The sequence below is a fragment of the Bacillus cereus genome (genome assembly GCF_007678085.1).
GTDB classification, from domain to species: Bacteria; Bacillota; Bacilli; order Bacillales; family Bacillaceae_G; genus Bacillus_A; species Bacillus_A cereus_BE.
Genome location: NZ_VEDW01000001.1, coordinates 883,005 through 909,021, shown reverse-complemented (window position 1 = coordinate 909,021; position 26,017 = coordinate 883,005). Strand labels below are relative to the sequence as shown.

Here is a 26,017-nt window from a genome sequence, read left to right as displayed (position 1 = left end):
CACTGGCAGACAACCAAAATTGTTGTCTGCTTTTTGCATGGAATTTTTCATTTTACATATACTAGTTTTGAGCCTGTTACCAATGCAAGCCATTTTGGTGTTTTGAATTCCGACTAAGCTTTTTGTTGCATAGATTATTACATCTTTGGCAACATTGATTTAAAGCGCGTTTTCTGGTTATTCGTAGTTCTAATCCAGAATAATTTTTCTCCTATTAAAGGACGGCAGCTACGACTGCTAGTCCTTTTTTCTTATACCGCATATTCCCCCTTCTGGTAGCTTCGAACCACATTGCCCTCATCATTGTAATAAGTAATTTCCCAAAAATGATGACAGTTGTGCTTTTCAATTTCTCCCTCGAACAAAACGAACAAATGAGTTTTCCAGTTCCCGGCGATCGTATTACTCGCATACCCATGTAAGCGAAATCGAGGTTACGATAATTTTGCATTTTCTTGAAAGCCTGCTCTGCACTGTACATGCGCTTGATGTCAAAAACATCTTCATTCTCGCACTTTACAAACTTCATAAATTCCGCCATCGACATTGTTATAAATTTTGTTCTGAACTGCTGCCAATACAGAAAACTTGCTTTACTTTCCGTTTCAGCAACAATAATTTTCTCGTTCGGCCAATGTTCGAAAATGGTTGTTAATTTAAATTTGTAAATAAGAAATCTCAATTTTCACACGCCCTTATTTTTTTCATCTACCAATATGAGTTAAATCATTTATAAACTTCTCTTATTCCATTTCGATAATTGCGGAATCTGTAATGAAAATACTCTCTCGCTTCAATACCTTTTCTTTCAACTAAAGTGTTCTGCCGAAATAGTAAACATAATAAGTTCCGTTCTCTTTTTGCTGCAGCATAACATTCCAGTACCGCTTGAATATGTTACGAATTTCTTTCACCAAATCTTCCAATTCTTTGTTAGTAAAAGATGGTTTCGTATTGTTATACGAATTAATTTTTCATAATCCGTATCATCATCAGGGTCGCTAGTACAAATTGCTTTCCCTCGATTTTTTTCGGTTAAATATTCTTCATACATAAGTTACACTTGTTCTTGAATTGGGACATGGTAGTAATACCCTTGCTCTACCGGTTTTGGACTATAAAATTACCTTTATAAGTTTTAAAATTTATTTTAAATACGGTGAGTGAAATTTCCGTTTTTTCTCGGCATCACCCTTGTTACATACAAGCAAAAAAAAGAGCCGCAACGATCTGCGACTCTTTTCAATAATAACTATTTAACGGCCACGTCTTTGCTGACCTTGTTTTGCACTACTTTTCTTATTACTTGGCTTATTAAATGATCGATTGTTATCATTTCTTGAACTATTTCTTGAATTGTTTCTTGGGCCACCTTTTGAACCACTTCTTGAACCTTCACGGCTATCTCTTTGACGATATTGATCTGATTTCTTTGGAGCCGGCTTTGGTACCGGTTTTCCATTTTCATCTACACGTTTTATCTTCGGTTGTTCGATTATTTCTCTTTGCAGTGGTGCACCAAGCGTTTTTTCAATTTCTTCTAAATGTTTTTCATCTTTCGCTGCAACGAATGTAATCGCAAGACCTGATCCACCTGCACGTCCTGTTCGGCCAATGCGGTGAATATAACTTTCTACATCTTCAGGGATATCAAAGTTAAATACGTGCGTTACACCATCTACATCAAGTCCACGAGCTGCTACATCCGTTGCAATTAAGTACTGAATTTTAGCTTCACGGAAACTCTTCATAACTCTTTCACGTTTCGCTTGAGGTATATCACCATGAAGTTCAGCACAATTATAACCTAGTCCTTTTAAATTATCATAAAGCTTACTCGCTCTAACCTTTGTACGACAGAAAATAACTGCTAAAAATGGCTGATCACGGTCCATAACAAAACGAAGTGCATCTGGCTTTGCACGATCTGTCGTCTCAATGACACGCTGCTCAATTGTATTTACCGTTACTTCTTCACTTTGTACTTGAACCATTTGCGGTTCATCCATATAACGCTTCGCCAATTTTTTAATATCTTTTGGCATCGTAGCTGAGAATAACATCGTTTGTTTACTACCAGGTGTCTCATCTAAAATATCTTCAATATCATATAAGAAACCGAAATAAAGCATTTGATCTGCTTCATCTAGTACAATCGTTGAAAGATTACTTAAATCAATTGTTTCACGACGTATATGATCTAATAAGCGTCCTGGTGTCGCAACAACTATATGTGTATTTCCTTTTAATTTTCTCAATTGCTGTGCTACATCTTGTCCGCCATAAATCGCTAGTACATTAATATCTTCTCTTTGAACAAGCATTTTTTTAATTTCAGTCGTAATTTGTAGTGCTAGCTCCCTTGTTGGCGCAACAATTAAAGCCTGAACATCACTACACTCAGGATCGATTTTTTCTAAAATCGGTAACACGAATGCTAACGTTTTACCCGTCCCTGTTTTCGCCTGCCCAATAATGTCTTTACCTGACATAATAACAGGAATTGCCTTCTCCTGAATCGGTGTTGCTTCTGTAATTCCATTTTCACGTAATGTATGATTAAAAGTTTCACTAATTCCTAATTCTAAAAAGTTTTTCAAATTGACCACTTCTTTTCCTTATTTTTCACATTAGCTTTCATTGTACCATTTGTTTCGCCAAATATGAAAAATAAAAAAATTCTTATCTTCTTTTTTTATATTCATCATGTACTAGTTGGACAAATTCTTTTTGTTTTTTCTCGGAATTTATTAATGCTTCCATGTTAGTCGTAGACAAAATGAACTTTTTAATTTTTCTATTACTCCAAATTAATCTTGTATACTTTTTATCTTCATGTAACTTTCGAAACCACTCGAATTCACTTAACTTTGCAATATGATGTTTTAATTTCATGTCATTTCGTGGATAAAATATAATTATATCCATTATTAGATCGAGTAATAAACTCATCTTCTTCCCTCCTATACATATATATTTCAAATTTACAGAAACATAGTTACAGGGTGATGAAATTGACAACTACATTCATAAAGATTTTTTGCGTATTTTTCTTACTATATTTTCAATCGACCTCAATTATTATGGCGAAACCTCAAGCAAATGTGATAAGTGAATTTAAACGAGCTTTACTCAAAAGTGATAAAAAGTTAATGCGGTTATATGTAACAGAAGGGGTTGAACTACAATATTAATGATTTGATTAGAATTGTGGAATCTATGAATTAAAAAACCGATCTTTTCAATATAAGAAAGATCGGTTTTTAATATTTTATAAAATGAGTTTTCCTCCATGATAGCAATAATAACTTGCTGCTTTAAGGTTTTTAATTCTTTTTAGAGATTCTTCCGCTTTTTCTAAATCTAAACAAAAACTTGGATTAGCTATTACTAATTCATGATTATCTTGAACAGCCGCATCCCCTGTAATTACACAGTTTGAATTCGGGAAATATAATGAAATATGCCCCGAAGTATGTCCTGGAGTCGCTACTATTTGACATTCATCATTCAAAATCATTTGACCATCATATACTTTTTCATCGACGGAAATATGTCTTATATTTTTTAACTGTTGTATAAACCATTCACCAAATTCTTTCTCTTCAATTGGCATACGTTCTAACATTTCTTCAGCTTGAACTAATCTCTCCGATTTTATTTCACCATTAATGTAGTGGGATTCAATTTCACTAGCAATAATATTAACGTGAGGATATTTCGCTTTGAAATCATATAAAGATCCTATATGATCGTCATCATAATGGGTAATAATTATATTTTTTAAGTTTTTTATCTCATACCCCTGTTTTAAAATTGCCTCTTCAATTAAAGGTAAAAAGTTTAAATAACCTGTATCTACTAAAGTTAATTCATTGTTTATTATAATTAAGCTAGGATAAATATATTGTTTTTCCCCATTAAACTCAAATTCAATTGGTAGTTCTATTATCTTCACTTTTCTTCCCCCATACCCTTTATTAGATGTTCGCTAATAAATAAATCATCCACATACATTTTACTGTACATACTTATGTAACGAAACACTATGAGTCGTTACATAACCAACATTCTATTATTTTGAACAGGTAATTCCCTATTTTTATGGAAATATAAAATAAGAAAAACAATAAAATTGATTATTTCCTCACTTCTTTGTCTATCCTTTTAAAAAATCTATGTTTTTGTAAAAGGAGTGTTTATATGGAGAAACAGACACTTTGGAAAAAATTCAAAAAAAGCTCAGCAAACCTCGGGAAATCAAGCGTATATGAAAGTATTATTTTATACTACACAATGAGAAAAAAAGGGTTACCTACTCAAGCGAAATTCATCATATTAGCCGCTTTATCTTATTACGTATTAACAATAGACTTCATTCCAGATATAGCTGCTATTATTGGGATTGGCTTATTAGATGATGTTTTAGCAATCGCTATAGCGCATAAATTTGTAATGCGCCATGCAGATGCTGAAATTCGAGAAAAGAGTAAAATAAAAATGGAGTCATTATTTACTTCAGCTCAGGCATAATTAAAAAGAGCTAAGATCAATCCTCTTAGCTCCTCATTCTTAACACTATTTTAAAAAATACTATTTCACTTCATTGGCTACAAAAAATTGCTCACAAACACTTGAAATGCGCTGCAAGTCTACGTTTCCACCAGATATAACCGCGACTACTTTTTTCCCTTTAATATATGGATTCACTTTCCCCGCAAGTAGAGCAGCAGTAGCTAATGCGCCAGCCCCTTCTACAACAGCTTTACCACGTTGTAATAAGTCTTTCATCGCTACTTCTAATTCACCTTCTGATACCGTTACAATATCATCTACTAATTCTTTTACTACTTCAAAAGTTAAATCGCCAGGTATTTTAACTGCGCAGCCGTCTGCTATTGTAGGTGCCTCATAATGTTCTACAATTGTACCTTTGTCATAAGATGCCTTCATCCCATGAACATTGTCTGCTTGGACACCAATTATATTAATGGATGGATTAAAAGATTTTAATGCAACAGCAATACCAGAAATAATTCCACCTCCACCAATTGGTACAATGACAGTATCAACATCCCACATATCATCAAGAATATCTAATCCTATTGTACCTTGACCAGCCATTACTTCTACATCGTCATATGGATGTAAGTATGTTTCACCTGTTTCCTTAATAATCTCCTCACATTTTGCCTTCGCATCATCAAAAGTTTCACCATATAAAATCACTTCTGATCCATATCCTCTAGTTGCTTCAACTTTCGCCTGAGGTGCAGAAATTGGCATCACAATTTTACTCTTAATACCGAGTAAATGAGCTGATAAAGCAATTCCTTGTGCATGATTACCAGCGGAACAAGCAATTACTCCTCTCTCTTTTTCCTGAACTGTTAGCTGTGACATTTTATTAAATGCACCACGGAATTTAAAAGAACCCGTTAATTGCATATTTTCTAATTTCAAGTGAATTTCTCCGCCTGTTTTACTAGTCAAATAAAATGATTTTACTAATGGTGTTTTACGAGCATTTCTGTCTATAATGGTTTGAGCTTTTTTAATATCCTCTATTTGTAACGGTAGTTTTTTAGTTATCATACTAACACCTCTTCCAATGATCTATTCCTAAGTTTTCGTATGTAGCAACTCCTTTATACGAAACCATCTATATTAAGAAAAAGTCTTTATATATGTACCTCACTCTGTAATACAAACATTTGTAAACAATTTAACATCCTCTTCATATCACGTTCTTTGTAATGATTCAGGCATGCGATTTGGATCCAGTTATTCTTTTGTAAATACGCTGATTCATAATGGACGATATATCCTTGTAACGCTAACGCATCACCTACCGATTTAGAAGAAAGATCTTTATTTAATTGAATGGTAAGTATAATTGGCGCAGCATGTTCTTTAGGTGAAACAAGTTTTAAACTCATAGTAGTAATAGCATGTTCAATATATGCATACGTCTCTTTTATTTTTTCAAATACTTCTGCATCTTCAAATCTCTTCAACGCTTCTTGCAATGCATAAATTAAATTCCATGAATGAGAATATGGAATACTTTCATTTTCTTCGTACATGCCAATGTCCATATAGGCCGGTAAAGTCTCGTTTACTTTCACATTATGACTATAAAAAACGAAAGATAAACCAGTAAACGATTTAATTGCCTTTCCACTAACACCGCTCGCAAAATATACATCCTTTAAATCTATCGGTATCGCTCCAATTGAACTAATACAATCTACACATAGTTTCACTTTATACTTTTTACATAAAACATTTAACTCGTCTAACTCATTTAACATACCAGTTGATGTTTCATGGTGAACAAACCAAAGCCATTCATAATTTCCAGTTTCCATTATTTGTTCTAATTCGGTATAAATAAATGGTTCTCCCATTTCTTTTTTATACGTATCAAAATGTAATTGCGCGCGCGCTGCTTGTCCAACTAATCTATTACCGAATTCCCCATTTGTTAATACTAGCCCTTTTCCTTTTAAAGAACGTAACTGTAAAGCAATGGCATCATTCGCTAACGTCCCTGTTCCTAACATAATTTGCACACGTTTCGCTTTTGTCATTTGCAGTAAACGTTTTTTCACATTTTCCATCGTCACTTGAAATGACTTAGAACGATGTGAAATAGGCTTAGTAGAAAATGCCTTTCGAACATTGTCTTCAATATCTACTGGACCAGGTAAAAACGTATATTCTTTCGTCATAATACCCCCAACACTCGATGCTTCAAACATAGCAGGGGTAACATACATTGGCTGGAAGGCTGCTTCTTCTGTACCAACTAACGAATGGAAAGATTTGAATCCCATTTGCTCATATAAAGGTAGTTCACGTGTTGTTGCAGAAATGAGTGCCAATTCATATCCATTTAGAAGCAAATAACGATGTAAAAAGCGAATTAAACCTAATAACGCTCTTCCATTTCGATATTCATGTTCTACTGAAAGTAAACGAATTTCATATACGTTTTCTCCATGTTCTTGCAAATAAAAATCTAAATTTGAAATTTTATTATCTAATGAGAATGGTCGTTTCCCTCGCAACGCAACCATACCTACTAACTTATCTTCATCTAAACAAACTAAATATGTATTTTCATCATGAAAACGATCTATACGAACACGCTCTTTCGTTTCTTCATGTTGCGGAATTTCTTCTACAAATGTTTTATAATTCAATTTATGTATATGTTCAAATTCCCAAGCTTGATCAGCAACTTTATAAATTAACCCCATGCTTTCTCTCCTTTATGCATTTAATAAAAATGATAAGTGGAGATTAACTCCACTTATTAAAAGTTCATTTCATTCGCGATTTACATATAAAATAAGTACAATGATAAGTGCACTTAAAATAGTCGTAACAATAGAGTAAGAATACAAAATCATGCAAACTGGTAAACAAGCGATTGTAATTAACCCTGGCTTAGTAAACCCTTTAAAGATTAAATAAAATATAACGAAAACAGCAACAAGAGTAAGCGCTATCAAATAATCAAATGCGATTAATCCTCCAATAAAAGTGGATATGCCTTTTCCGCCCTTGCCTTTAAATATAATTGGATAAATATGTCCAAGTAAAACAGCCAGTAAAGCTAACAATACAAATGTAGAATCTCCAAAAAGGTATTTTGCAATAGAAACTACGATTGCCCCTTTAATTGCATCACCTAAAAATGTAGCGATGAAATACCCTTTTCCATATACACGCCCCATATTTCTTGCGCCAGGATTACCGCTTCCTTCATCCCGAATATCAACGTTATGTCTCCATTTCGTTACTATATAAGCGGTCAATATGTTTCCAAATAAATAAGAAGCCACCAAATACAAAAACTGCATACTATTAATCATATAATCATTCACTTTCTACATGGGAATACATATACAATATTCAAGAACTATGTATATTGTACTTTTTTATCCACATCCCTTTATATATTTTAACATCATATATTTACAAATCATACAAAAATTCTCATGCAGTTATATTTTAAAATATTTATTCTTCATTAAATAATATGTTCCTTTCACTGCTGGTTCAGATTGTGATACAAATGTAACTTCTCCTATACTTTTCTCACAGCATTTCTTAAATTCAGCATATATTTCAGGAACTAAACACAATATGCTACCACTTACTGCAATTGAAGTTGATAAATCAAACTGCATTTTATTGTAAATATTCACCGTAATTCTCGTTAATTCCTTAGCCGCTTGCAGGATAATTTCTTGTGCATCATCATTCCCATTTCTCGCCTCCTCAATAATGAATGGCGCAATTGCTGCAACATTATCTTTTGGAGAACTATAAACTAGTCTTTTTATATGAGACGACGTCAAAAGTTGAAACTCATCTTGAATCCTTAAGCTTAATGGACAAAGTGCAAGTCCTTGATCAAATTGATTTGCCATTCTCTTTAAACCTTGTAATGCAATCCAATATCCACTTCCTTCATCACCTAAAATATGTCCCCATCCACCGCTATACTCGTACACTTCTCCTTTCTTTCCTAAACAAATCGCGCCTGTACCGCCAATCGTTAAAATCCCATCCTTCCCTTTTAAAACAGCTGAATGTGCAATCATTGCGTCATTAAATACTTCAATTGGTGTTCCATACTTCTTTTTTAGACGTAATGTTAATTCATTCGTATTTACTCCACTTACACCCGCTAATCCTAAACAAATACAAACGCAATGCTCATTTAATAAACCTTTCTGGCATTCATCGATAGCTTCCATAATATGCACTAGAGCTTCTTCAAAATCTATTAATATATTTCCAAAACCACTTGTAGCTCTTACAAGTTTGTTTCCGTCTTTATCAAATGCAATTGCTTCTGTCTTCGTTCCCCCGCCATCTACTCCAATCATATACTTCATATGTTCGCCTCATTTTCATCATCTTATTGGAGGGAATGTTACATTCCCTAAAACTACGGGTTGCTTTGCACCTGTTGCACTCGGCACATTACTCGGAATACGATGATGCGTTTCGTTTGCTAAAATTGCAAAAGCGATAGCTTCTTTGGCCTCTGAAGAATGGCCTATATCTTCTTGAATGAATACTGTGCACTTTTCTTCCTTCAATCCATTTCTTATCATTTCAACAAGTGTACGATTATAACTACCGCCACCGCCTAAAATCACCTCATCGATTTCATAATATGGTAGAATAAACCCCTTATAGTGATGAACAATTGAACTTGCTGTAAACATCGTGACAGTCGTCAATATATTTTCTTTACTATACTTTTCAAACCGCTTCAATAACTCACTGACAAATTCTTCTCCAAACTGTTCTCTACCAGTTGATTTCGGTGGATTCATTTTCAAAAATGGATGATTCATACAAAATGCCAAAATTTCTTCTACAACTACTCCCTGTTTTGCAATCTTACCATTTTGATCATATGGCAACTGAAATAATCTTTGACATACTTCATCAATTACCATATTCCCTGGACCTGTATCAAAAGCTATAACGCTTTTATCACTTATGTGACGTGGTACTACAGTAACATTACCGATCCCACCAATATTTTGTAGTAGTCTATTTTTAGTTGGATGACGATACAAAATAACCTCTGAATATGGCACAAGAGGTGCACCTTGTCCCCCTGCTGCCATGTCCATCGTTCGAAAATTAGAAATAACCGTCGTGTTCGTTTCATACGCTATAACTGCAGGTTCTCCAATTTGCAATGTGGAAGGAATCATATTACCATCTTGCTTTGGCTGATGATAAATCGTTTGTCCGTGAGAACCTATTAAATCTAATTTTCCCACAGAAAAATTGACCTCCTTACAAGCTTCCTTTACAGCGTTAGCGAAGCATAAACCGAGTTTGAAATTCAAACTGCATATGAGTTGGACATTTGAATTTTCTATTGATAATGCCTGTTGGATCTCATTTTTCATATCATTACAAAATGGAACTGTAGTAAAATGGATGAGTTCAACTTTAGAATCTACACCACTCCCTTCTATATGAACGAGCGCTACGTCTATTCCATCTAATGAAGTACCGGACATAATCCCTGCGATATACATAGCATGCATCACCTCCCCTTTACTAAAAAACAATCATGTAAGTTACAAACGTACAACCGATTGAAAATAATATAAATCTAAAAAACAACTGAGTTTTTGATGCAAACGATCCATCAATAAAAGAAACAACTACTGTAAGTAAAATACTTGCCGCAATGCTTGTAACAAGCCATATACTATGCATTTGTGGTAGATGTATCATTCTTAATAAAGGTACAAAAAGGAAATTTGCACATACCACTCCAAATAGTAATAAAAATACACCTTTATAACTAAATTTTATATTCATTCCATTTCACCCTCTCTGGACTTCATGTGAAAGAAGTGATAGGCAAAATACCTATCACTCATAAATACAGTATAAAACTTACGGATTAACAGATTCTCCGTCACCATTCTTTTCAATTTCAAGCATATTTTTGTCGTACATTTTAAAGAATGGTAGATAAATAAGGAATGATATTGCTATATTTATTAACACTAATACAACTGCACGCCAATCTCCTCCTGTAGCTAAATACGCACCAATTGGAGCTGGTAGTGTCCAAGGCGGCATAATATGCGTTGGCGTTACAAAACCCATTGCAGTTGCAGAATAAGCTATTGTAGCTGTTATTAGCGGTGTAATAACGAATGGAATAATTAAGATTGGATTCAGGACAATTGGTAAACCGAATATAACTGGTTCATTAATATTAAAAATGCCGGGCACTATACAAGTTCTCGATAATGCTTTCGAATATTTTGATCGCCCAAATACAATCATAGCTAACACAAGTCCTAACGTTGCTCCCGAACCACCAATCCAAATAAACCATTGATAAAACGGTTCTGGTGCAATGAATGGGAAATGACTTGCCCCACTTGCTACAGCTTCACCGTTCTTCCCTAAATACACATCCCAAAGCGGCCTTGCTACCGTACCTACAACGGATACACCATGTATCCCGAAAGACCAGAAAAATGTAATTAAAAATACAGGGATGATGACACCAAAGTAACTATCACCAGCTTTTACTAACGGTGCTGCTAATTTATCCACAACGTAATGTACATCCACTTTAAAAACGACAGTAATAAGACTCATAATAATAATAACGAAAGCCGCAGGTATAAGTGCTTCAAACGAACGCGCTACTGATGGTGGTACTTGTTCTGGCATTTTAATCGTTACATTTTTCTTCTTACAAAATCTTAAAATCTCCACTGATAAAATCGAAACAATCATCGTCACGAATAATCCATGTCCTCCGAGATTTGTCATCGGTAGCATAAACCCTTTTTTATCAATTAATTCAGGCGTTAATGTTAGTAGTAATGAACATACAGCAAGTTGTGCTCCTGATAAAGCATCTAGCTTATAACTTTTCGCCAAATTATATCCTATTCCAAATGCTATATATAAAGACATAATAAACATTGTTAAACGATATGGTATTAATATACTTGTTTGGTTTTTTAATGCCCAAACAGATATGAAACTATCTTTCGGTAATGGTGGAAATGCTACGATTAAAAAGAAACTTCCTACAATAATAAATGGTAATGCAGAAATAACTCCATCACGGATTGCTTGTAAATGCCTCTGTTCAGAAAGCCTTGCCATCGGTCCAGATAAATTTTTATCAAGAAACGTGACAAACTTATTCATAACGCTTCCCCCTAACTAATTAAATCATTTACAGTTTTTAATAAAGTTGGTCCGCCAAGCGGCGTGTATGCTTGTGGCGGTATGATACCGCACGGGATAGATTCCTCTTCTGCGAATTTTTTAACAGAGTCAAATCGATGTCTTATTTGAGGTGCAACCATTACAACATCCCAGCCATTCTTCACCTCTTCCTCTACCTCATTTGTTCCAATCGCATGCACTTCCATGTTTACACCCTTTTTCTCCGCCTCTTTTTTTAAAGCGTTTACAACAATTGCACTGGACATCCCTCCAGAACAAACGAATAAAACCTTCATTTATTAATCCTCCTATACTTATAAATTATCTCCTTCGATTGAAAGGAAGTTTCACTTTACTAACAAGCATATGAAGACGTGAAAGAATTTAGTTATACTGAAAGTAAATTTCAGTGAAAATATTTTTCCTATTAAATTAATGTTTCAATATTTATTTTCTCAATTGTAGGTACAACCTCACCTCGGATATCATATTAGTTAACCATATAATAGGGAGGCGTATAAATGATCGTTAAACGTTTATTAATGATATGTTGTATCGTCATCTTTTTTATTCCTTTCATGTCCCCTCACTCTACTTACGCTGAAGTAAGTACTACGTACAAAAAACATGAATTACGCGCTGTATGGATCGCATCTGTTCTTAATATTGATTGGCCCTCAAAAACTGGCTTACCCATCGAAAAGCAGAAACAAGAGTTTATTAGATTATTAGATGATGTAAAAAACACTGGTATGAATGCAGTTGTTGTACAAATAAAACCAACCGCTGATGCTTTTTACCCTTCCCATTACGGTCCTTGGTCTGAATACATTACAGGTACACAAGGCAAAGACCCTGGATACGACCCGCTCGCATTTATGATTGAAGAAGCTCATAAAAGAAATATAGAATTCCACGCATGGATTAATCCATACCGAATAACGATGAATCACACTGATATAAATCGATTATCAGATAATCACCCTGCAAGACAACATCCGGATTGGATTGTACCTTATGGCGGAAAATTATATTACAACCCTGGTATTCCAGAGGTGAAAAAATTTATAACAGAAGGTGCTTTAGAAATCGTACAAAATTACGATATTGATGCTTTGCATATGGATGATTATTTTTATCCATATAAAGTAGCAGGTGAACAATTCCCCGATCAAAAAACGTACGAAACATATAATAACGGTAGATTTACAAATATAGAGGATTGGCGACGTGACAATGTAAATGAACTTGTCAAAGATTTAAATACTGCTATAAAACAAGAAAAATCATACGTAAAGTTTGGCATTAGTCCATTCGGCGTATGGCGAAATATAGCCGACGATCCAACTGGCTCTAACACAACTGCAGGTCAAAGAAACTATGATGACCTTTATGCTGATACACGTGAATGGATACAAAAAGGTTATATTGATTACATTACACCGCAAGTATATTGGAATATTGGTTTCACACCAGCTGCATATGATATATTAGTAGATTGGTGGGTAAAAGAAACAACTAATAAACCAATTCACCTATACATCGGTCAGGCGGCCTATAAAATTAATAACAACTCTGTTCCTGCTTGGTCCGACCCAGAAGAATATCCAAGGCAAATTGCATTAAACCGGTTATATCCTGAAATAAAAGGTAGTATGCATTTTAGCTTAAAAGATATTAATAACAATCCACTTGGAGTTAAAGATAGACTCGCAAAAGACGTATATAAACATCCTGCACTAATTCCATCTATGCCTTGGCTTGATCATGAACCACCAAAACAACCGACTTTAAAAGGTGCGATTCCACGGGATGAAGGTATCGCTGTAGGTATCATTGATGATAGAGAGAATGACTCTGCTTATTACGCCATTTACCGTGTGAATGGAAAAAATGAAGTGGATATACAAAATCCAAAACATTTACTTACTACTGTAAGAAAAACAAAACTTGGAGAAATTTATGTAGATAAAACAGCTATTTCTGGAGAAACGTATACGTATGTAGTAACCGCGGTTGATCGATTGCATAATGAAAGTATTGCATCTAGTCATACTACCGTTAAAGCAAAATAACATCTAATAAAAAAGCGCCTTACAAGCTAAGAACTATAGCTTTAAGGCGCTTTTATTATTTATTCTTAAACTTCTCAGTCGCTGCTCTCATCTTCACATTCAAATCGTGATCAATAGAATCACGAATATCTCGCTCGACTACTTCCATTTCTTTTTGGAAATTTTGCAAGTAGATTTTTAACTCTTCTTCTTTTTCTGGTCGTTGTGAAGGTGGTAATTGTACGACTAACGATAGCATCGCAGTTAAATCTTTCATTAAGAACGTTTCAAGTTTATGTTGTTGCTCAAACATGCGTTGTTCTTGATAATACGGAAGTGCATTTAATACTGAAATTGTAATATCATCAACCGTGCGTTGTAATGAAGGATTTATTGAGCGTTTATACGCTTGAATTGTATTTAATGCATCTGGATATCGATCATAAAAATACAATTTATAAAACGATAAGTCTGTCGGTTTTACTGTTTGCTGCGTTTCTTGTCTTAAAAATTCTTTTACTTTCATCGCCGCTACATCAATATCTTCATTTGTAAGTTTTTTCGTTGTTTTTGCCATTACATGTACTTTTTTCTGTTTTTCTTTCGGTAACATTGAGAATACTTGCTCTCTCGTACGTTGACCCGATGCACAGAAAAGAGTGTTTAATGTATGTTGTTCTTTCTTCCCTTCCGTACGAATCCAGCGATAAAAGAGTGGATGTTGTGTAAATTCTTGTAGAAACGGTAATGATTTATTCGATAACTTATCTAAAGAATCGTGTGCTCTTTTATATGGCTTCGCCCATGAAAAATACAGTTTACGCCCGAAATATACAACTAAAACAACAACAGTAAATGCAATTAAAAGCAATGTACCCAATAATACTAATACGGTTTGAATGAAACTCATTTTTTCACCTCCTCTAAAAGTCTGTTATTTCCTTGGACGCTGAATAAGTTTTTGTTTCATTTCATCATTAAATGTGTCTAATTCAATTACAAACTTCTTACTTGACTCAATAATACGTTCTGATGATTTCTCAGAAGCTTCAATCGCAGCAAATACATTTTGGAATGATTCACGTAATTTATCCATGCTAATAGCAGGATTTTCAAGAAGTTTTGTTGTTTCTTCTGTATTTTGTTTTAATGCTTGTGAGTTACTTAATACCATTGATTCAATTGCTTCATTTGTCGCATTCACTGCATCAATTGTTTTACGCTGATTTGTTAACGCTAGCTGGATAGCAGCTGAAACTGTTACAACGTTTTGCGTCATCGTAATTGCATTACGAATTGCCTCTGTTAACTTTTCATTATTTTTCTTAATAATATCTACAGATGCGATAGATTGTAATAATACACTTTTCGCTTGCTGCATATTTCGCGTACGTACTAGAATTTTTTCTAATGCATCATTAATTAATGGAATATCTCTTTGACGTTCTGGATTTTGTTTCTCAGCTTCTAGCATACCAGCGAGTTTTCTTCCTAAGTATACTTGTTTATCAAGAGCATGAATTTTATCGTGCGATTGTTCTTTAAGCATTTCAAGACCAACTGTATCTTCTTGTAAGTTGTCACGACCAATTAGAAGGGATCTTATAATCTCCTCAATTTGCTTATCTATAGATTGATATTTATGCACGTATGTTTCAAGTGGATTTTTCTTGAATACTTTAAACATAATTTTCTTCATACCACTTGCTTTTAATGAATTCGGATCAAGTTCTGATACCACTTTTCGTAATTCTAACAATGTATTTGGAATTTCTTCGTTTTTTCCATTCATCATCGCTGTTACAGGACGTTTTAATGCTGACAACGTTTGTCCTGCTGCTTGTTGCTCTTTATCTCCTAAATCTCCTAGCTGAGACAATACTTTTGATAAATCTGTATTTTGCTCGCTATTTAACTTTTGTACATAAAGATCAGCTTCTTTATTCAATTCCTCTAATTCTGCATCTTTTATAACTGTATCAACCACTACTTCTACATTATTATCTTTCACAATCGATACAGGTTCTTTTTTCTCGAGTTCAGTCAACAAAATCGCTCCTTTATTTATATGTGCGAATTTATATGCACTATATATTTCATCTCATTCATCGAATTCCACTTGTTTGAAACCGATTTTTCAAGAAATACCTGCATATGCAGTCATTCCCTGTTTCTTAGTATAAGTATACCTGTTCTCAACATAATTTTCCTCAGACTTAAGACCTAGAGAACAACATGCTGAAGGCGGATTCTTCATATATTACGTATATAAATTATGGTCTTCTTATCCTACTGTACTCAATCTTTTGACATACACCCTTTTTCAATGTGATAATTAAATTGTGCTCACTCCTATTTCTTCTTGCGCGCTACGAATGCTCCATTTTGAAATGCCAATAACACCGTTTCAAACATTTCATCTTCTTCAATCATGTTTATAAACTCGGCTAACTCACTCGCATGAGATGTAGCATTATCAACAACAAGAAAACCCTTTGGCTGTAAAATGCGTTTTATATGCTCAAGCCACCACATGTATTGCGTCCGCTCTGAATCTAGGAAAATAAAATCAAATGAATAATCTAGTTGCGAATCTAAAAATGCCCCTGCTTCTTGATTATGAACATCAACCCTTTGCAAAAGGTTTGCCTTTTCAAAATTGACAAGTGCCTCTCCAACTCGTTCCGAAGAAAGCTCTACAGTTGTTACATTTCCATTTGTTTCTTCTACCGCGTTAGCTAACCACAATGTAGAATATCCATTAGAAGTTCCAATTTCTAAAATATTTTTTGCACTACATCCTTTTACTAAAATTGATAAAAATTGCCCCATTTCACGAGAAATATTCCGTAATTTTTCTTCCCGTGTTTTTTTATTTCGATCATGCTCTTCTCCATATTGTTCAAGTTGAAATAATAATGAATCTAACGTATCCATTTTTTCATCGCCTTTCCTAAGCAATATGATGAAAAAGCTCTTGCTGCCCGTCTACTTTCATTATATGCGAAACGAAAATCTTTTTCTCGTTATACGACAAAGATTTAAATTTTTTTATAGCATATTGTTTCGTTTTTTGGTAAAGTTAATTTCTACGTGCAATTATTCCATTCATACTATTTTTAATTCAATTGCAGTTGTTAAATCATATAAACCCCAATTAAATGAATCGGTATTTCAAATTCAATTAAGCGCCCTTTCCGGACGCATTTTCTTTTGTTTATATATTTCTAGAAGAAAGGATGCTTACAATGAACGTGATTAGCTTAGATGCTGCTCGAAAACGAAAACAGCATAAAAAATTAATGATTACTATACCGATTATTTCACGTATTTATGAAGAAGATGGGGAAATTAAATTTGAGGTAGCCGGCGAAAAAGATGTACCTCTTGAAATGTTAGAGAAATAAAAAAAAGACGCACTTCTAAAGAAATGCGTCTTTTTTATACTGTTACATTTAAGTGCATAAGTTTTTCAGGATTAACCATCATATAAATGTTTGAGATTTTCTCATTCTCAAATGTAAATGAAAGCACATAAGTCACTTTATTATTTACTTTAACAATAACACCTGGGGCACCATTTACCATCTTAAAATCAACAACGTACTCTACCGGGAACTTCTTCCCAATTCCAAAGAATAAACGTATAATTCTATCTGCAGAATAAATTGGATGAATTACAGTTGTAACTTTACCACCACCATCTGCTTGCAATATCGCATCTGTTTTTAATACTTCTAACATTCCTTGCGTATCCCCACACTGCAATGATGATACAAATTTCTCCACATAAGCAGCCATCTTCTTCGTACTTAATGTTGACTGCTTTGGCTTATCCAAAATACTTTTTCGTGCACGTTGAAAGATTTTTCGGCAGTTCACACTACTCTTATCAACAATTGAAGCAATTTCTTCGTAGTCATAACTGAAAACCTCTCTTAATATGAAAACAACCCTCTCTACCTCAGTCAGTTGTTGTAAAAGTAATAAATATGCCGTAGAAATTGATTCTTTCATTACAAATGACTCTGATGGATCATCAATCTCTTCCACAAATGGCTCTGGCAACCACATTCCAACATATACGTTACGTTTATGTGCTGCCGAACGTAATTTGTCAATTGAGCGATTTGTTACCATTTTACATAAATATGCTTTCATATTTTCTATAGATTGAACGTCCTCCATATTATTAAGTGATACAAATACGTCATGGACAATATCTTCAGCATCCATAACACTTCCAAGGATTCTATATGCTAACGAAAATAATAATGATTGATACGTTTCATATAATTGCTCCGTTTCCATGATGAACTGCCTCACTTTCAGATTGCTTTAATATGTGTAACGCTGCACGTTTTCCGCTTGCTATCGCAGCATCAGCTAATATTTCATCATGTCCAGCCCAATCTCCTGCAACGTAAACACCTGGCATTTCAGGTATGTTAGGGCCTGGTTTTTCAACACGGTCAATATGAGGAAAATCATGTACTACCGTAATTTTCGGTAAATATTGCTGTGCAACAACTTCTCTTCTCCAGTTCGGATGTAACAATTCCATCGTACTTTCTAACCGTTCTTTATCTTGTTGAATATGATTCAGTTCTAGCACAGGGTTATGATACTTAATTAGACTCACTGCAATCGATCCATCTTCACTTAATTTAGCTGCTCTCGATTGATTTGTGAAAAATATCGGTTGATCTAATCCCAAAGAAAAATGATGCATAGGATTCGGTAATTGTTTTAAACCAATATCTAACGCTGCCACGGTCACTTGTATAGATTGTTCACACCATTTTTGCAAACTTGTTCCCTCTGCACCTTTTATAATTTTACAAGCTTCTTTCGGCGGAGTTGTTACAATGACGGCACCTGCTTCAAATATTTGATCGTCAAAACATTGTATTCTTTGTTTCCCTTCACAATTCTCTATTTTCAACACATTCTTTTTATCTAGAAATTGCACACCACTGATACTTGCTATATCCCTTAAATTTGTTATGATTGTCTCCCAACCACCATCTACATAAAGTACTCCTTCTTTCATAGAAAGCTGTATTTGCTTTAGTACTGAAGATGCTAATTGTATTGTAGGAGCATACGTATATGTTGTTGTACGGCATAATGCATAAAATATATTTCGAACCATTGGATCTTTAATTTCCTTTTCCGCCCATGTAGATAGACTCATTTTTGAAACTTTTCCTACATCTAAATTCACTAAATGAATCATTAGACGAGAGAACTGTACTTTTGCAGACCAAGAAAGTAACGGTGTTGATAAAATAGAGCGAAAATCTGTTGGGATGGTAAAAACATCCCCTTTCCATATTCCATGTGCTTTTGTAGATGGAACTCCACCTGGTAGATTTATACCTAGCTCATTAAAAGTTTTAAACGCTTCTCCACCTCTATATACAGCATGTGCACCAAGATTCATACAAATGCCATTTTTATTTATAGTCCTCCCGCGACCACCGAAGTGACCTGACTTTTCTAATACGATAACCTTCCTTCCAGCTTTCGCTAAATATATAGATGCTGTTAATCCAGCAAGCCCACCACCAACAATTGCTACATCAAAATTTTTCATAATAAAATCCCTCCTTAATCGTTCTACAACAAGACGAACGATTAAGGAGGGATGTGACATGAAAATTAATTTTTATTAATCTACTTTACTTCATTATTTTTTTGTACTCGATCATATTGCATTCGAAATAACTCAATTGCAAATGGAATATCCTCTTCACTTTTTATATAATAACTTATCCATCCTGATTCAGGTAATACGTGATGTGCTTTTACTAACCCTTGGTTCACTAATTCATCTCGCTTTAACTTTAGAAATGGTAAATCAATTAATTTATCACCATGAAGATGGCCAAGTTCCGTCTTACCATAATTTATTTCAATACCACCAAATCGATGCGGTTTTTCAGAAACACCCGCCCAGCTGAGCACTTCATTTCTAATCATTTCACTAAATGACATGGACATTCACTCCTTATAAATGATTGATGTAATTTTAAATTAACACTTTCATTACTTTTTTCCATCAATCCAAAGTATGAACGGGAATACGAATATAGTTTAATCTTAATACCTTATTCTTTATGGAATAAGCGAATTTATTAAGCTACCTACAACTGCACAAAATAAACACTAGACACATACCCTAATTTTGTAACCTAACTTACTTATAGAAAGGCGGGTAATACAAATGACTTCTAATATCGACTACACTTCCCCCTCAATTACTTTCACTCATGATTTAAGTGAAAGTAATTTTTTTCAGAAAGATGCACAAAATTATATAAACGTACTTGGTGTGAAACAATTAAACACTATAGAAAATACTTCTTTACTAGATATCTATTTAAGTACAGGAAATGTTATAGAGCCACACATACATCAAAATGCAGCTGAACTTGTTTACTGTATTTCAGGATCTGCAGTTGTTTCTTTACTGAATCCTTTTACAAGTCAAATATTAAACTTACCGATACAACCAGGGCAAGTCGCCAACATTCCACAAGCGTGGTGGCATTATGAAGTCGCTACAGCAAATGGTACTCATTTATTAGCTATTTTCGACGCCCCAACACCAGAAGTTATTTTTGGTTCTGATATTTTAAGATTAACTCCCGCTAATATGATGGCTCATACTTACTGTCTCGATGAACAACAATGGAAACAAGCCGTATCCCCTATTCAATCCACTACAGTAATTGGTCCGTCAGCAAACTGTAATCAAAACCGCGGAATGATAAACCCACCAACTCAGCCTCCTAGTCCACAACAAGATTTATATTACCAGGATTCTTACTATTTCCCTCTTTACTGGGGATATTGATTTATATCATAAAAAGACAATTATTTATCTCCTCGGAAAATACGTAGGAGATTTTTTTATTGTATATCCTCCATTCCTATTTTTTCGTAACAATTAATAGAGTACATACATATAATATTTATATATTTAATTGGAGGTGATAGTACTATGAGTAATTATAACTACCGAAAAAACTACTCTCATAATAAAAATAGTAGTTCATCAGCATCCTCTCAGTCTTCGAATTCTCAATCTTCCAATTCCCAATCGCAAAGAGATTTAGCCAATCAAGGCTATGTAAAGAAAAAAGGATGTAACTGTAATAAAAACAAATAGTATATTTCTAATTTGAGAAATGAAATTCCACTAATCACGATAAACCATTTACTCGACTAGTATAGGTTAAAAGATGAATTCTATTTTTAATAGAATTCATCTTTTTTTGCTTATGAGGAATTTTTAACGATTTAACTTATTCCAGAAACTATAAAGTGTAAATCATAAATCATAATTTTTTCGAGTAAATTTTTAATTAATTACTTCTTCCCCAAAAAAATAAAGTCCTTCCTAATAAAATTAGGAAGGACTTTATACAAATCAATGTTTAAATTTCAACTAAATAGTGTAACGAATTAGACGATATTTAAACCTGCACTTACAAATCCAGCAACTGCAGCTATTGGACTAGCCGCTGTTAATGAAACGTATACCAGTATTTTATCCCCAGCAACTACTGGAACATTATAAGCTTGGATTCCTGTTGCTGTAGTACCAATTGCGATTGCTGGTAATGTTGGTGTTAATAATAGAGGTGGCGCTACTGGTGTAAACGTATTACTTGCAGCTGGTGCGATAAATATTTGCAACTGAATTTGAACAGGTGCTAATGGAGCTAATGCCGCTGTTGCACTAAAGAATCCTGCTAACGACGTGATAATCCCATCACGTGGTGCTACAAATGCATAATCACCTACAACACCTGGGAATATTGTAAGATCTCCTCCAATTCCTGGTGCTATGCCAGGCTGACTAAATCCAAATCCAAGAAGAGTTCCTGTATTAGCTAATGCTGCGTTAACTAACAGAGCTGGTGTTGTACCTGAAGCGAATGGAATAATAGCTCCGCCACCTGTTGCTCCTGTTGCTCCTGTTAATCCTGTCGGGCCTGTATCTCCCGTTGGACCTGTTGCTCCTGTCGGGCCTGTATCTCCCGTTGGACCTGTTGCTCCTGTCGGGCCTGTGTCTCCCGTTGGACCTGTTGGGCCTGCTGCTCCTGTATCTCCTGTTGGACCTGTTGCTCCTGTCGCTCCTGCTAGACCTGTGTCTCCCGTTGGACCTGTTGGACCTGTTGCTCCTGCCGGGCCTGTGTCTCCCGTCGGACCCGTTGGACCTGTTGCTCCGCCTCCTGGACCTGTTGGGCCTGTTGGACCTGTTGCTCCGCCTCCTGGACCTGTTGGACCTGTTGGACCTGTTGGGCCACCTCCTGGAGTAGCACCAATTAGTTGAACTAATAAGTTTAATAGAAGTTGTAAGCTTGCAGGATCAATAATTAAAGAGAAGAAGAATGGTGCAAGAGCACTGAAGAATTGTTGTAATAAAGAAAGTAATTGACCTAGGTCTGGGTTAGGAGATTGTAGTAAGTTAATAATACTTTGAATTAATTGTTTTAAGAAATTCCCTTCTGGAGAAGGTGCTAATTCATTTAGTAAATTCAATAGTTGAGTAAACAAATTGAGTAAAGCTAATCTGTTTGCATCACTTGGATTTGCAAAAAACGCTGCAATAGCCGCAATTAAAGAGTTTAGTAAAGTTATTAATCTTCCTAATTGTTCGCTAGTAATTGGAACCGTTTGTGGATTGTTACAACAATCTGGAGTGAAAACAATCGGATTATTGCAGTTGTTATGACCAAAACAATCATTATGTTTCATTTATTTCCTCCTTACCTTTCTTATATTTGAGTATTTTCCTATTATAAGAACTATAAAATTGTGCATAGATTTCATTCACTTAAAATAGGAAACATGAATGATAATTAAACTTGAAAACGTTAATTAATTATGTTCATGACTCACATATTAATTATATGTTTTTAATAATTGACTGCTTAGATTAAACACCTAAACTTAAAAGTTTATTTTATTTTTCCACGTTTATCTCTTAGGTCCAAAAGCACATTTTAATTTAAATATTAAAACTAAGTCATATAACCAACAAGTAACAACACCATCTTTTCAGATAAGTAACAATATCTTTACTAAAATTATGTTCTCTCAATAATTAAGAAGCCGTTTCTATTATAGAAAAATCTCATACAATATATCGGACAAGTTATTCTATACTTCGTTCAAAAAATAATTTAGGAGGTGAGCATTAATTGCCAATCATCCAACCATTTATGGCATCTAGAAGATTTACATCTACACTAGGAGCTGGAACAGGAACAGGTTCAGCTTTTGCGATTGCTGCAACGGCTTGTTTAAACGATGCTGGTACTACTGCAACTACTTTTCCGACTTTTACGTATTATAACTTATATGTAAACGGCATTCTTCAACCTAGTGTGAACTCCAGTGTTACTACTGGACCTACTGGTGCTATTACAATTCCTGGCGGAGATGCATTAGACGGTGGAATTCCAATTACAATCGAATTTATCGTCACTTAATTTTAACTAATTTAAAGTAGAAAAAAGACAGATTCTTTTCATTTAAGAATCTGTCTTTTTTAATTAATAGTGATAAATTGCAAAATAATTGATGAGCCTTGAGGTGGCGGTTGATCATCCAATAAAGTTAGCTGACCAGTACTAACTTGATATAATGGTTGTGGTTGAAGTATTCCATTAATAAACAAGTTAATATATGAAACCTCATTAGGAGATAATATGTGAGTTGTACCATATTGAGCTATCCCATCTGAATCTGTATATATAAGTTTCTCTCCATTTGAAAAAGTGTAAAATAATAAATTAGTTGTTGTTATGGGCCCAATAACTCCTGTTGGGCCTGGTACTCCCGTTGGACCTGGTGCTCCCGTTGGGCCTGTTGCTCCCGTTGTTCCTGGTACTCCCGTTGGACCTGATACTCCCGTTGGACCTGGTGCTCCCGTTGGGCCTGTTGCTCCCGTTGTTCCTGGTACTCCCGTTGGACCTGGTACTCCCGTTGGACCTGATACTCCCGTTGGGCCTGTTGCTCCCGTTGGACCTGGTACTCCCGTTGTTCCTGTTGGGCCTGTTGCTCCCGTTGGGCCTGTTGCTCCCGTTGTTCCTGGTACTCCCGTTGGACCTGGTACTCCCGTTGTTCCTGGTACTCCCGTTGGACCTGTTGTTCCCGTTGGACCTGGTACTCCCGTTGTTCCTGGTGCTCCCGTTGGACCTGTTGCTCCCGTTGTTCCTGGTACTCCCGTTGGACCTGGTACTCCCGTTGGACCTGGTACTCCCGTTGGAATATAAATTGGCGGAATAACCGGAAAGGTAGGTCCAATATTTTCTGGTCTTATCATACCTTTATTCAACGATAATTTGTCATTGCGGTTCAATTTAATACCTCATTCCACATTTTGTTTACTACTTAACAAAATAATACATCTATCATTTTAGAAGAATTCCATAACTACTTTTTCATTCTCAAATGATTTTTACATATAGTAAACTTTTTACCGTTGCTATAACTAGTAGTATTAATATAATAAAATCATAGTTCAATTTCAAAATACTAAATCGGTTACGTTCTAATTTAAAAATGAGGTGATTTATATTCAAGATAAAAATGAAGAAATAAAAAAAGAACTATTATCACTGGCTCTTGAAATTATTCTTCCATACAGACTTACAGGTCCTACTGGGCCCACAGGCATTACTGGACCTACAGGCATTACTGGGCCTATTATCACAACAAACTCTATGTTCGCTAATAATACGATAGGTGGTCCGATTTCAGTCATATTAGGTGGAACTAATATTCCACTTTCTAATAACCAAAGTCTCGGCAATTTTACAGTGAACGCTTCAAATGATACATTTACAGTTCCTGTTACTGGGAGATATTATTTAACCTATCAAGTTAATACGACAACTGCACTACTTGCTGGTACAAGGCTACTATTAAACGCTTCAACTCCACTTCCCGGATCTATTTTTTCACCCGCACTATCAACTTCAAATTATAATAATAATTTAATAACCAACTTTATTGCTGGTAATACAATTTCACTTCAACTATTCGGCCTATTATCCGTAGTTAATTTAGTTGGAGGTGGTTCAACTGGTGCCTCTTTAACAATTATACGAATTGATTAAAAAATGATTCGTTCTTTTTTATAATAATCATTCTTAAATGGTCAAATAGAAACGATTACGTAATTAAAGCTAAAATTCTTTCAATAACTACACGATAGTGATTAAGCAATAAAAAACATTTCTACTATATTAATAGTAGAAATTATCTATACTAAATTTTCCGTATATACATTATCAATTTACACTTCTTCCTAACAATGTTACATTGAATAAGAAGACAGTTTCTCAAATGCGAACCATCTCAATACGTTTTTGAGAATCATACTCCAATCCTATACGCGAGAGCAATACTATGTCGACACTCAAACGAGTGTCTTTTTTTATGAATAAATAAAATAAAACCATCTCTTATAGATGGTTTATCAACACATATTTCTTTATATTCTTAAAATAATTGTAAGTTTATGAAGCTGAATAATAAATGGTCATACTTAACCGCGTTAGCGTTCGTCCGGAATTATAATACGAATGCGATTTATCCGCCTTAAAGCGAATTGCATCCCCACTATTTAATTTATATTGGCAATCATTTATTTCAATTGTCAATTCCCCTTCAAACACCGTTATAAATTCTTCAGTCCCTTCTTTATGGCCTTCCGAAATTAATTTTCCTTCTGTTTCAATTTCAACCGTATAGATTTCAAAGTTCCTATCATCTTGAAAAGGAAAAGAAGGATACACTTTATATCTCCCATTGTCTTCTGATAATACTTGAACATCATTTCGTAAAACAACTTTCGTATCTGGTTGCGGATTATTGATTAGAGAAGTAAAAGACACTTTCAAACCATTAGCGATTTTCCATATCGTTGTTAATGTTGGGCTTGACTCTCCTCGTTCAATTTGTCCAATCATCGTTTTACTCACACCTGTTAATTGAGAGACCTTTTCTAAACTCATTTTTTCTTTTTCACGTATTGTTTTTAAATTTTTTGCTAAAATAAGTTGAATTTCTTCCATAAGAAACACCCCTAAACTATATACAATATAACGACCATTATGTATAATAAAAAGCACACGTTATATCGTCCTTTTCGGTCATTATAACACACACTTAATAATTAG

General features: G+C 34.6%; 27 protein-coding genes. 6 read left to right on the top strand and 21 right to left on the bottom strand.

Annotated features, from left to right (window positions below):
* Nucleotides 1-214: 214 nt before the first annotated feature.
* From FS742_RS04570 to FS742_RS04545, 4 genes are all read right to left on the bottom strand, one after another.
* Nucleotides 215-682 carry a hypothetical protein gene (locus FS742_RS04570; protein ID WP_144611377.1) on the bottom strand — a complete coding sequence of 156 codons (468 nt, stop codon included), beginning with the start codon at nucleotides 680-682 and terminating at the stop codon, nucleotides 215-217.
* 574 nt (nucleotides 683-1,256) lie between these two features.
* Nucleotides 1,257-2,609 (bottom strand): DEAD/DEAH box helicase, encoded by a 1,353-nt coding sequence (locus tag FS742_RS04560; RefSeq protein WP_144611376.1) that lies wholly within the window; start codon nucleotides 2,607-2,609, stop codon nucleotides 1,257-1,259.
* Between the two features lie 73 nt (nucleotides 2,610-2,682).
* The gene (locus FS742_RS04555) at nucleotides 2,683-2,952 is read right to left on the bottom strand and encodes a hypothetical protein (protein ID WP_144611375.1); all 270 of its coding nucleotides are present in this window, start codon (nucleotides 2,950-2,952) and stop codon (nucleotides 2,683-2,685) included.
* A gap of 319 nt (nucleotides 2,953-3,271) precedes the next feature.
* The gene (locus FS742_RS04545) at nucleotides 3,272-3,958 is read right to left on the bottom strand and encodes an MBL fold metallo-hydrolase (protein ID WP_144611373.1); all 687 of its coding nucleotides are present in this window, start codon (nucleotides 3,956-3,958) and stop codon (nucleotides 3,272-3,274) included.
* 245 nt (nucleotides 3,959-4,203) lie between these two features.
* On the opposite strand from FS742_RS04545, the gene FS742_RS04540 reads away from it, so the two are divergent.
* Nucleotides 4,204-4,533 carry a YkvA family protein gene (locus FS742_RS04540; RefSeq protein WP_144611372.1) on the top strand — a complete coding sequence of 110 codons (330 nt, stop codon included), beginning with the start codon at nucleotides 4,204-4,206 and terminating at the stop codon, nucleotides 4,531-4,533.
* Between the two features lie 60 nt (nucleotides 4,534-4,593).
* On the opposite strand, the gene tdcB is transcribed toward FS742_RS04540, so the two are convergent.
* The 8 genes from tdcB to FS742_RS04500 all read right to left on the bottom strand — a co-directional run bounded on the left by tdcB (nucleotide 4,594) and on the right by FS742_RS04500 (nucleotide 12,053).
* The gene (tdcB, locus tag FS742_RS04535) at nucleotides 4,594-5,595 is read right to left on the bottom strand and encodes a bifunctional threonine ammonia-lyase/L-serine ammonia-lyase TdcB (protein ID WP_144611371.1); all 1,002 of its coding nucleotides are present in this window, start codon (nucleotides 5,593-5,595) and stop codon (nucleotides 4,594-4,596) included.
* Between the two features lie 86 nt (nucleotides 5,596-5,681).
* Nucleotides 5,682-7,265: an aminotransferase class V-fold PLP-dependent enzyme gene (locus tag FS742_RS04530; protein ID WP_144611370.1), complete on the bottom strand. Its 1,584-nt coding sequence runs from the start codon at nucleotides 7,263-7,265 to the stop codon at nucleotides 5,682-5,684.
* Nucleotides 7,266-7,334: 69 nt separating this feature from the next.
* A complete protein-coding gene (gene plsY, locus FS742_RS04525; protein WP_144611369.1) occupies nucleotides 7,335-7,883 on the bottom strand; it encodes a glycerol-3-phosphate 1-O-acyltransferase PlsY in 549 nt (182 codons plus the stop codon).
* A 132-nt stretch (nucleotides 7,884-8,015) separates the two neighbouring features.
* Nucleotides 8,016-8,915, bottom strand: a complete 900-nt coding sequence (locus FS742_RS04520; protein WP_144611368.1) for a BadF/BadG/BcrA/BcrD ATPase family protein — start codon at nucleotides 8,913-8,915, stop codon at nucleotides 8,016-8,018.
* 18 nt (nucleotides 8,916-8,933) lie between these two features.
* On the bottom strand, nucleotides 8,934-10,085 hold the full coding sequence (gene anmK / locus FS742_RS04515) for an anhydro-N-acetylmuramic acid kinase AnmK (protein ID WP_144612060.1): 1,152 nt from the start codon (nucleotides 10,083-10,085) through the stop codon (nucleotides 8,934-8,936).
* 22 nt (nucleotides 10,086-10,107) lie between these two features.
* Nucleotides 10,108-10,374 (bottom strand): hypothetical protein, encoded by a 267-nt coding sequence (locus tag FS742_RS04510; protein WP_144611367.1) that lies wholly within the window; start codon nucleotides 10,372-10,374, stop codon nucleotides 10,108-10,110.
* 78 nt (nucleotides 10,375-10,452) lie between these two features.
* Nucleotides 10,453-11,736 carry a PTS sugar transporter subunit IIC gene (locus tag FS742_RS04505; RefSeq protein ID WP_144611366.1) on the bottom strand — a complete coding sequence of 428 codons (1,284 nt, stop codon included), beginning with the start codon at nucleotides 11,734-11,736 and terminating at the stop codon, nucleotides 10,453-10,455.
* Nucleotides 11,737-11,747: 11 nt separating this feature from the next.
* The gene (locus tag FS742_RS04500; protein WP_144611365.1) at nucleotides 11,748-12,053 is read right to left on the bottom strand and encodes a PTS sugar transporter subunit IIB; all 306 of its coding nucleotides are present in this window, start codon (nucleotides 12,051-12,053) and stop codon (nucleotides 11,748-11,750) included.
* Nucleotides 12,054-12,278: 225 nt separating this feature from the next.
* Here FS742_RS04500 and FS742_RS04495 point away from each other — a divergent pair, with 225 nt between their 5' ends.
* Nucleotides 12,279-13,832 (top strand): glycoside hydrolase family 10-like protein, encoded by a 1,554-nt coding sequence (locus tag FS742_RS04495; RefSeq protein ID WP_144611364.1) that lies wholly within the window; start codon nucleotides 12,279-12,281, stop codon nucleotides 13,830-13,832.
* 55 nt (nucleotides 13,833-13,887) lie between these two features.
* On the opposite strand, the gene FS742_RS04490 is transcribed toward FS742_RS04495, so the two are convergent.
* From FS742_RS04490 to FS742_RS04480, 3 genes are all read right to left on the bottom strand, one after another.
* On the bottom strand, nucleotides 13,888-14,721 hold the full coding sequence (locus tag FS742_RS04490; RefSeq protein ID WP_144611363.1) for a DUF3974 domain-containing protein: 834 nt from the start codon (nucleotides 14,719-14,721) through the stop codon (nucleotides 13,888-13,890).
* 24 nt (nucleotides 14,722-14,745) lie between these two features.
* Complete coding sequence (locus tag FS742_RS04485; protein WP_000137398.1) at nucleotides 14,746-15,858, bottom strand: toxic anion resistance protein; 1,113 nt, start codon at nucleotides 15,856-15,858, stop codon at nucleotides 14,746-14,748.
* A gap of 305 nt (nucleotides 15,859-16,163) precedes the next feature.
* Complete coding sequence (locus FS742_RS04480; RefSeq protein WP_144611362.1) at nucleotides 16,164-16,748, bottom strand: O-methyltransferase; 585 nt, start codon at nucleotides 16,746-16,748, stop codon at nucleotides 16,164-16,166.
* Between the two features lie 311 nt (nucleotides 16,749-17,059).
* Between FS742_RS04480 and FS742_RS27450 the strand changes: the two genes are divergently transcribed.
* Nucleotides 17,060-17,218 carry a hypothetical protein gene (locus FS742_RS27450; protein WP_001100983.1) on the top strand — a complete coding sequence of 53 codons (159 nt, stop codon included), beginning with the start codon at nucleotides 17,060-17,062 and terminating at the stop codon, nucleotides 17,216-17,218.
* A 34-nt stretch (nucleotides 17,219-17,252) separates the two neighbouring features.
* Here the strand turns inward: FS742_RS27450 and FS742_RS04475 are convergent, their stop codons facing one another.
* The 3 genes from FS742_RS04475 to FS742_RS04465 all read right to left on the bottom strand — a co-directional run bounded on the left by FS742_RS04475 (nucleotide 17,253) and on the right by FS742_RS04465 (nucleotide 19,811).
* Nucleotides 17,253-18,122, bottom strand: coding sequence for a sigma-70 family RNA polymerase sigma factor (locus tag FS742_RS04475; protein ID WP_144611361.1), 870 nt, complete (start codon nucleotides 18,120-18,122; stop codon nucleotides 17,253-17,255).
* Entirely contained in the window at nucleotides 18,100-19,410 is a 1,311-nt protein-coding gene (locus tag FS742_RS04470; RefSeq protein ID WP_144611360.1) for a phytoene desaturase family protein, read from the bottom strand. Before FS742_RS04470 ends, FS742_RS04475 begins: the two co-directional genes overlap by 23 nt.
* Before the next feature lie 80 nt (nucleotides 19,411-19,490).
* Nucleotides 19,491-19,811: a luciferase domain-containing protein gene (locus FS742_RS04465; RefSeq protein WP_144611359.1), complete on the bottom strand. Its 321-nt coding sequence runs from the start codon at nucleotides 19,809-19,811 to the stop codon at nucleotides 19,491-19,493.
* 229 nt (nucleotides 19,812-20,040) lie between these two features.
* Between FS742_RS04465 and FS742_RS04460 the strand changes: the two genes are divergently transcribed.
* Complete coding sequence (locus FS742_RS04460; protein WP_144611358.1) at nucleotides 20,041-20,673, top strand: cupin domain-containing protein; 633 nt, start codon at nucleotides 20,041-20,043, stop codon at nucleotides 20,671-20,673.
* A 611-nt stretch (nucleotides 20,674-21,284) separates the two neighbouring features.
* Here FS742_RS04460 and FS742_RS04455 read toward each other — a convergent pair.
* Nucleotides 21,285-22,583 (bottom strand): exosporium glycoprotein BclB-related protein, encoded by a 1,299-nt coding sequence (locus FS742_RS04455; RefSeq protein WP_144611357.1) that lies wholly within the window; start codon nucleotides 22,581-22,583, stop codon nucleotides 21,285-21,287.
* Nucleotides 22,584-23,029: 446 nt separating this feature from the next.
* On the opposite strand from FS742_RS04455, the gene FS742_RS04450 reads away from it, so the two are divergent.
* The gene (locus tag FS742_RS04450; RefSeq protein ID WP_144611356.1) at nucleotides 23,030-23,320 is read left to right on the top strand and encodes a DUF4183 domain-containing protein; all 291 of its coding nucleotides are present in this window, start codon (nucleotides 23,030-23,032) and stop codon (nucleotides 23,318-23,320) included.
* A gap of 59 nt (nucleotides 23,321-23,379) precedes the next feature.
* Here FS742_RS04450 and FS742_RS04445 read toward each other — a convergent pair whose 3' ends face one another.
* The gene (locus tag FS742_RS04445; RefSeq protein WP_186327141.1) at nucleotides 23,380-24,192 is read right to left on the bottom strand and encodes a DUF4183 domain-containing protein; all 813 of its coding nucleotides are present in this window, start codon (nucleotides 24,190-24,192) and stop codon (nucleotides 23,380-23,382) included.
* A gap of 208 nt (nucleotides 24,193-24,400) precedes the next feature.
* Here FS742_RS04445 and FS742_RS04440 point away from each other — a divergent pair, with 208 nt between their 5' ends.
* Nucleotides 24,401-24,952, top strand: a complete 552-nt coding sequence (locus tag FS742_RS04440) for a BclA C-terminal domain-containing protein (protein WP_144611355.1) — start codon at nucleotides 24,401-24,403, stop codon at nucleotides 24,950-24,952.
* 402 nt (nucleotides 24,953-25,354) lie between these two features.
* Here FS742_RS04440 and FS742_RS04435 read toward each other — a convergent pair whose 3' ends face one another.
* A complete protein-coding gene (locus tag FS742_RS04435) occupies nucleotides 25,355-25,969 on the bottom strand; it encodes a helix-turn-helix domain-containing protein (protein WP_144611354.1) in 615 nt (204 codons plus the stop codon).
* Nucleotides 25,970-26,017: the final 48 nt, after the last annotated feature.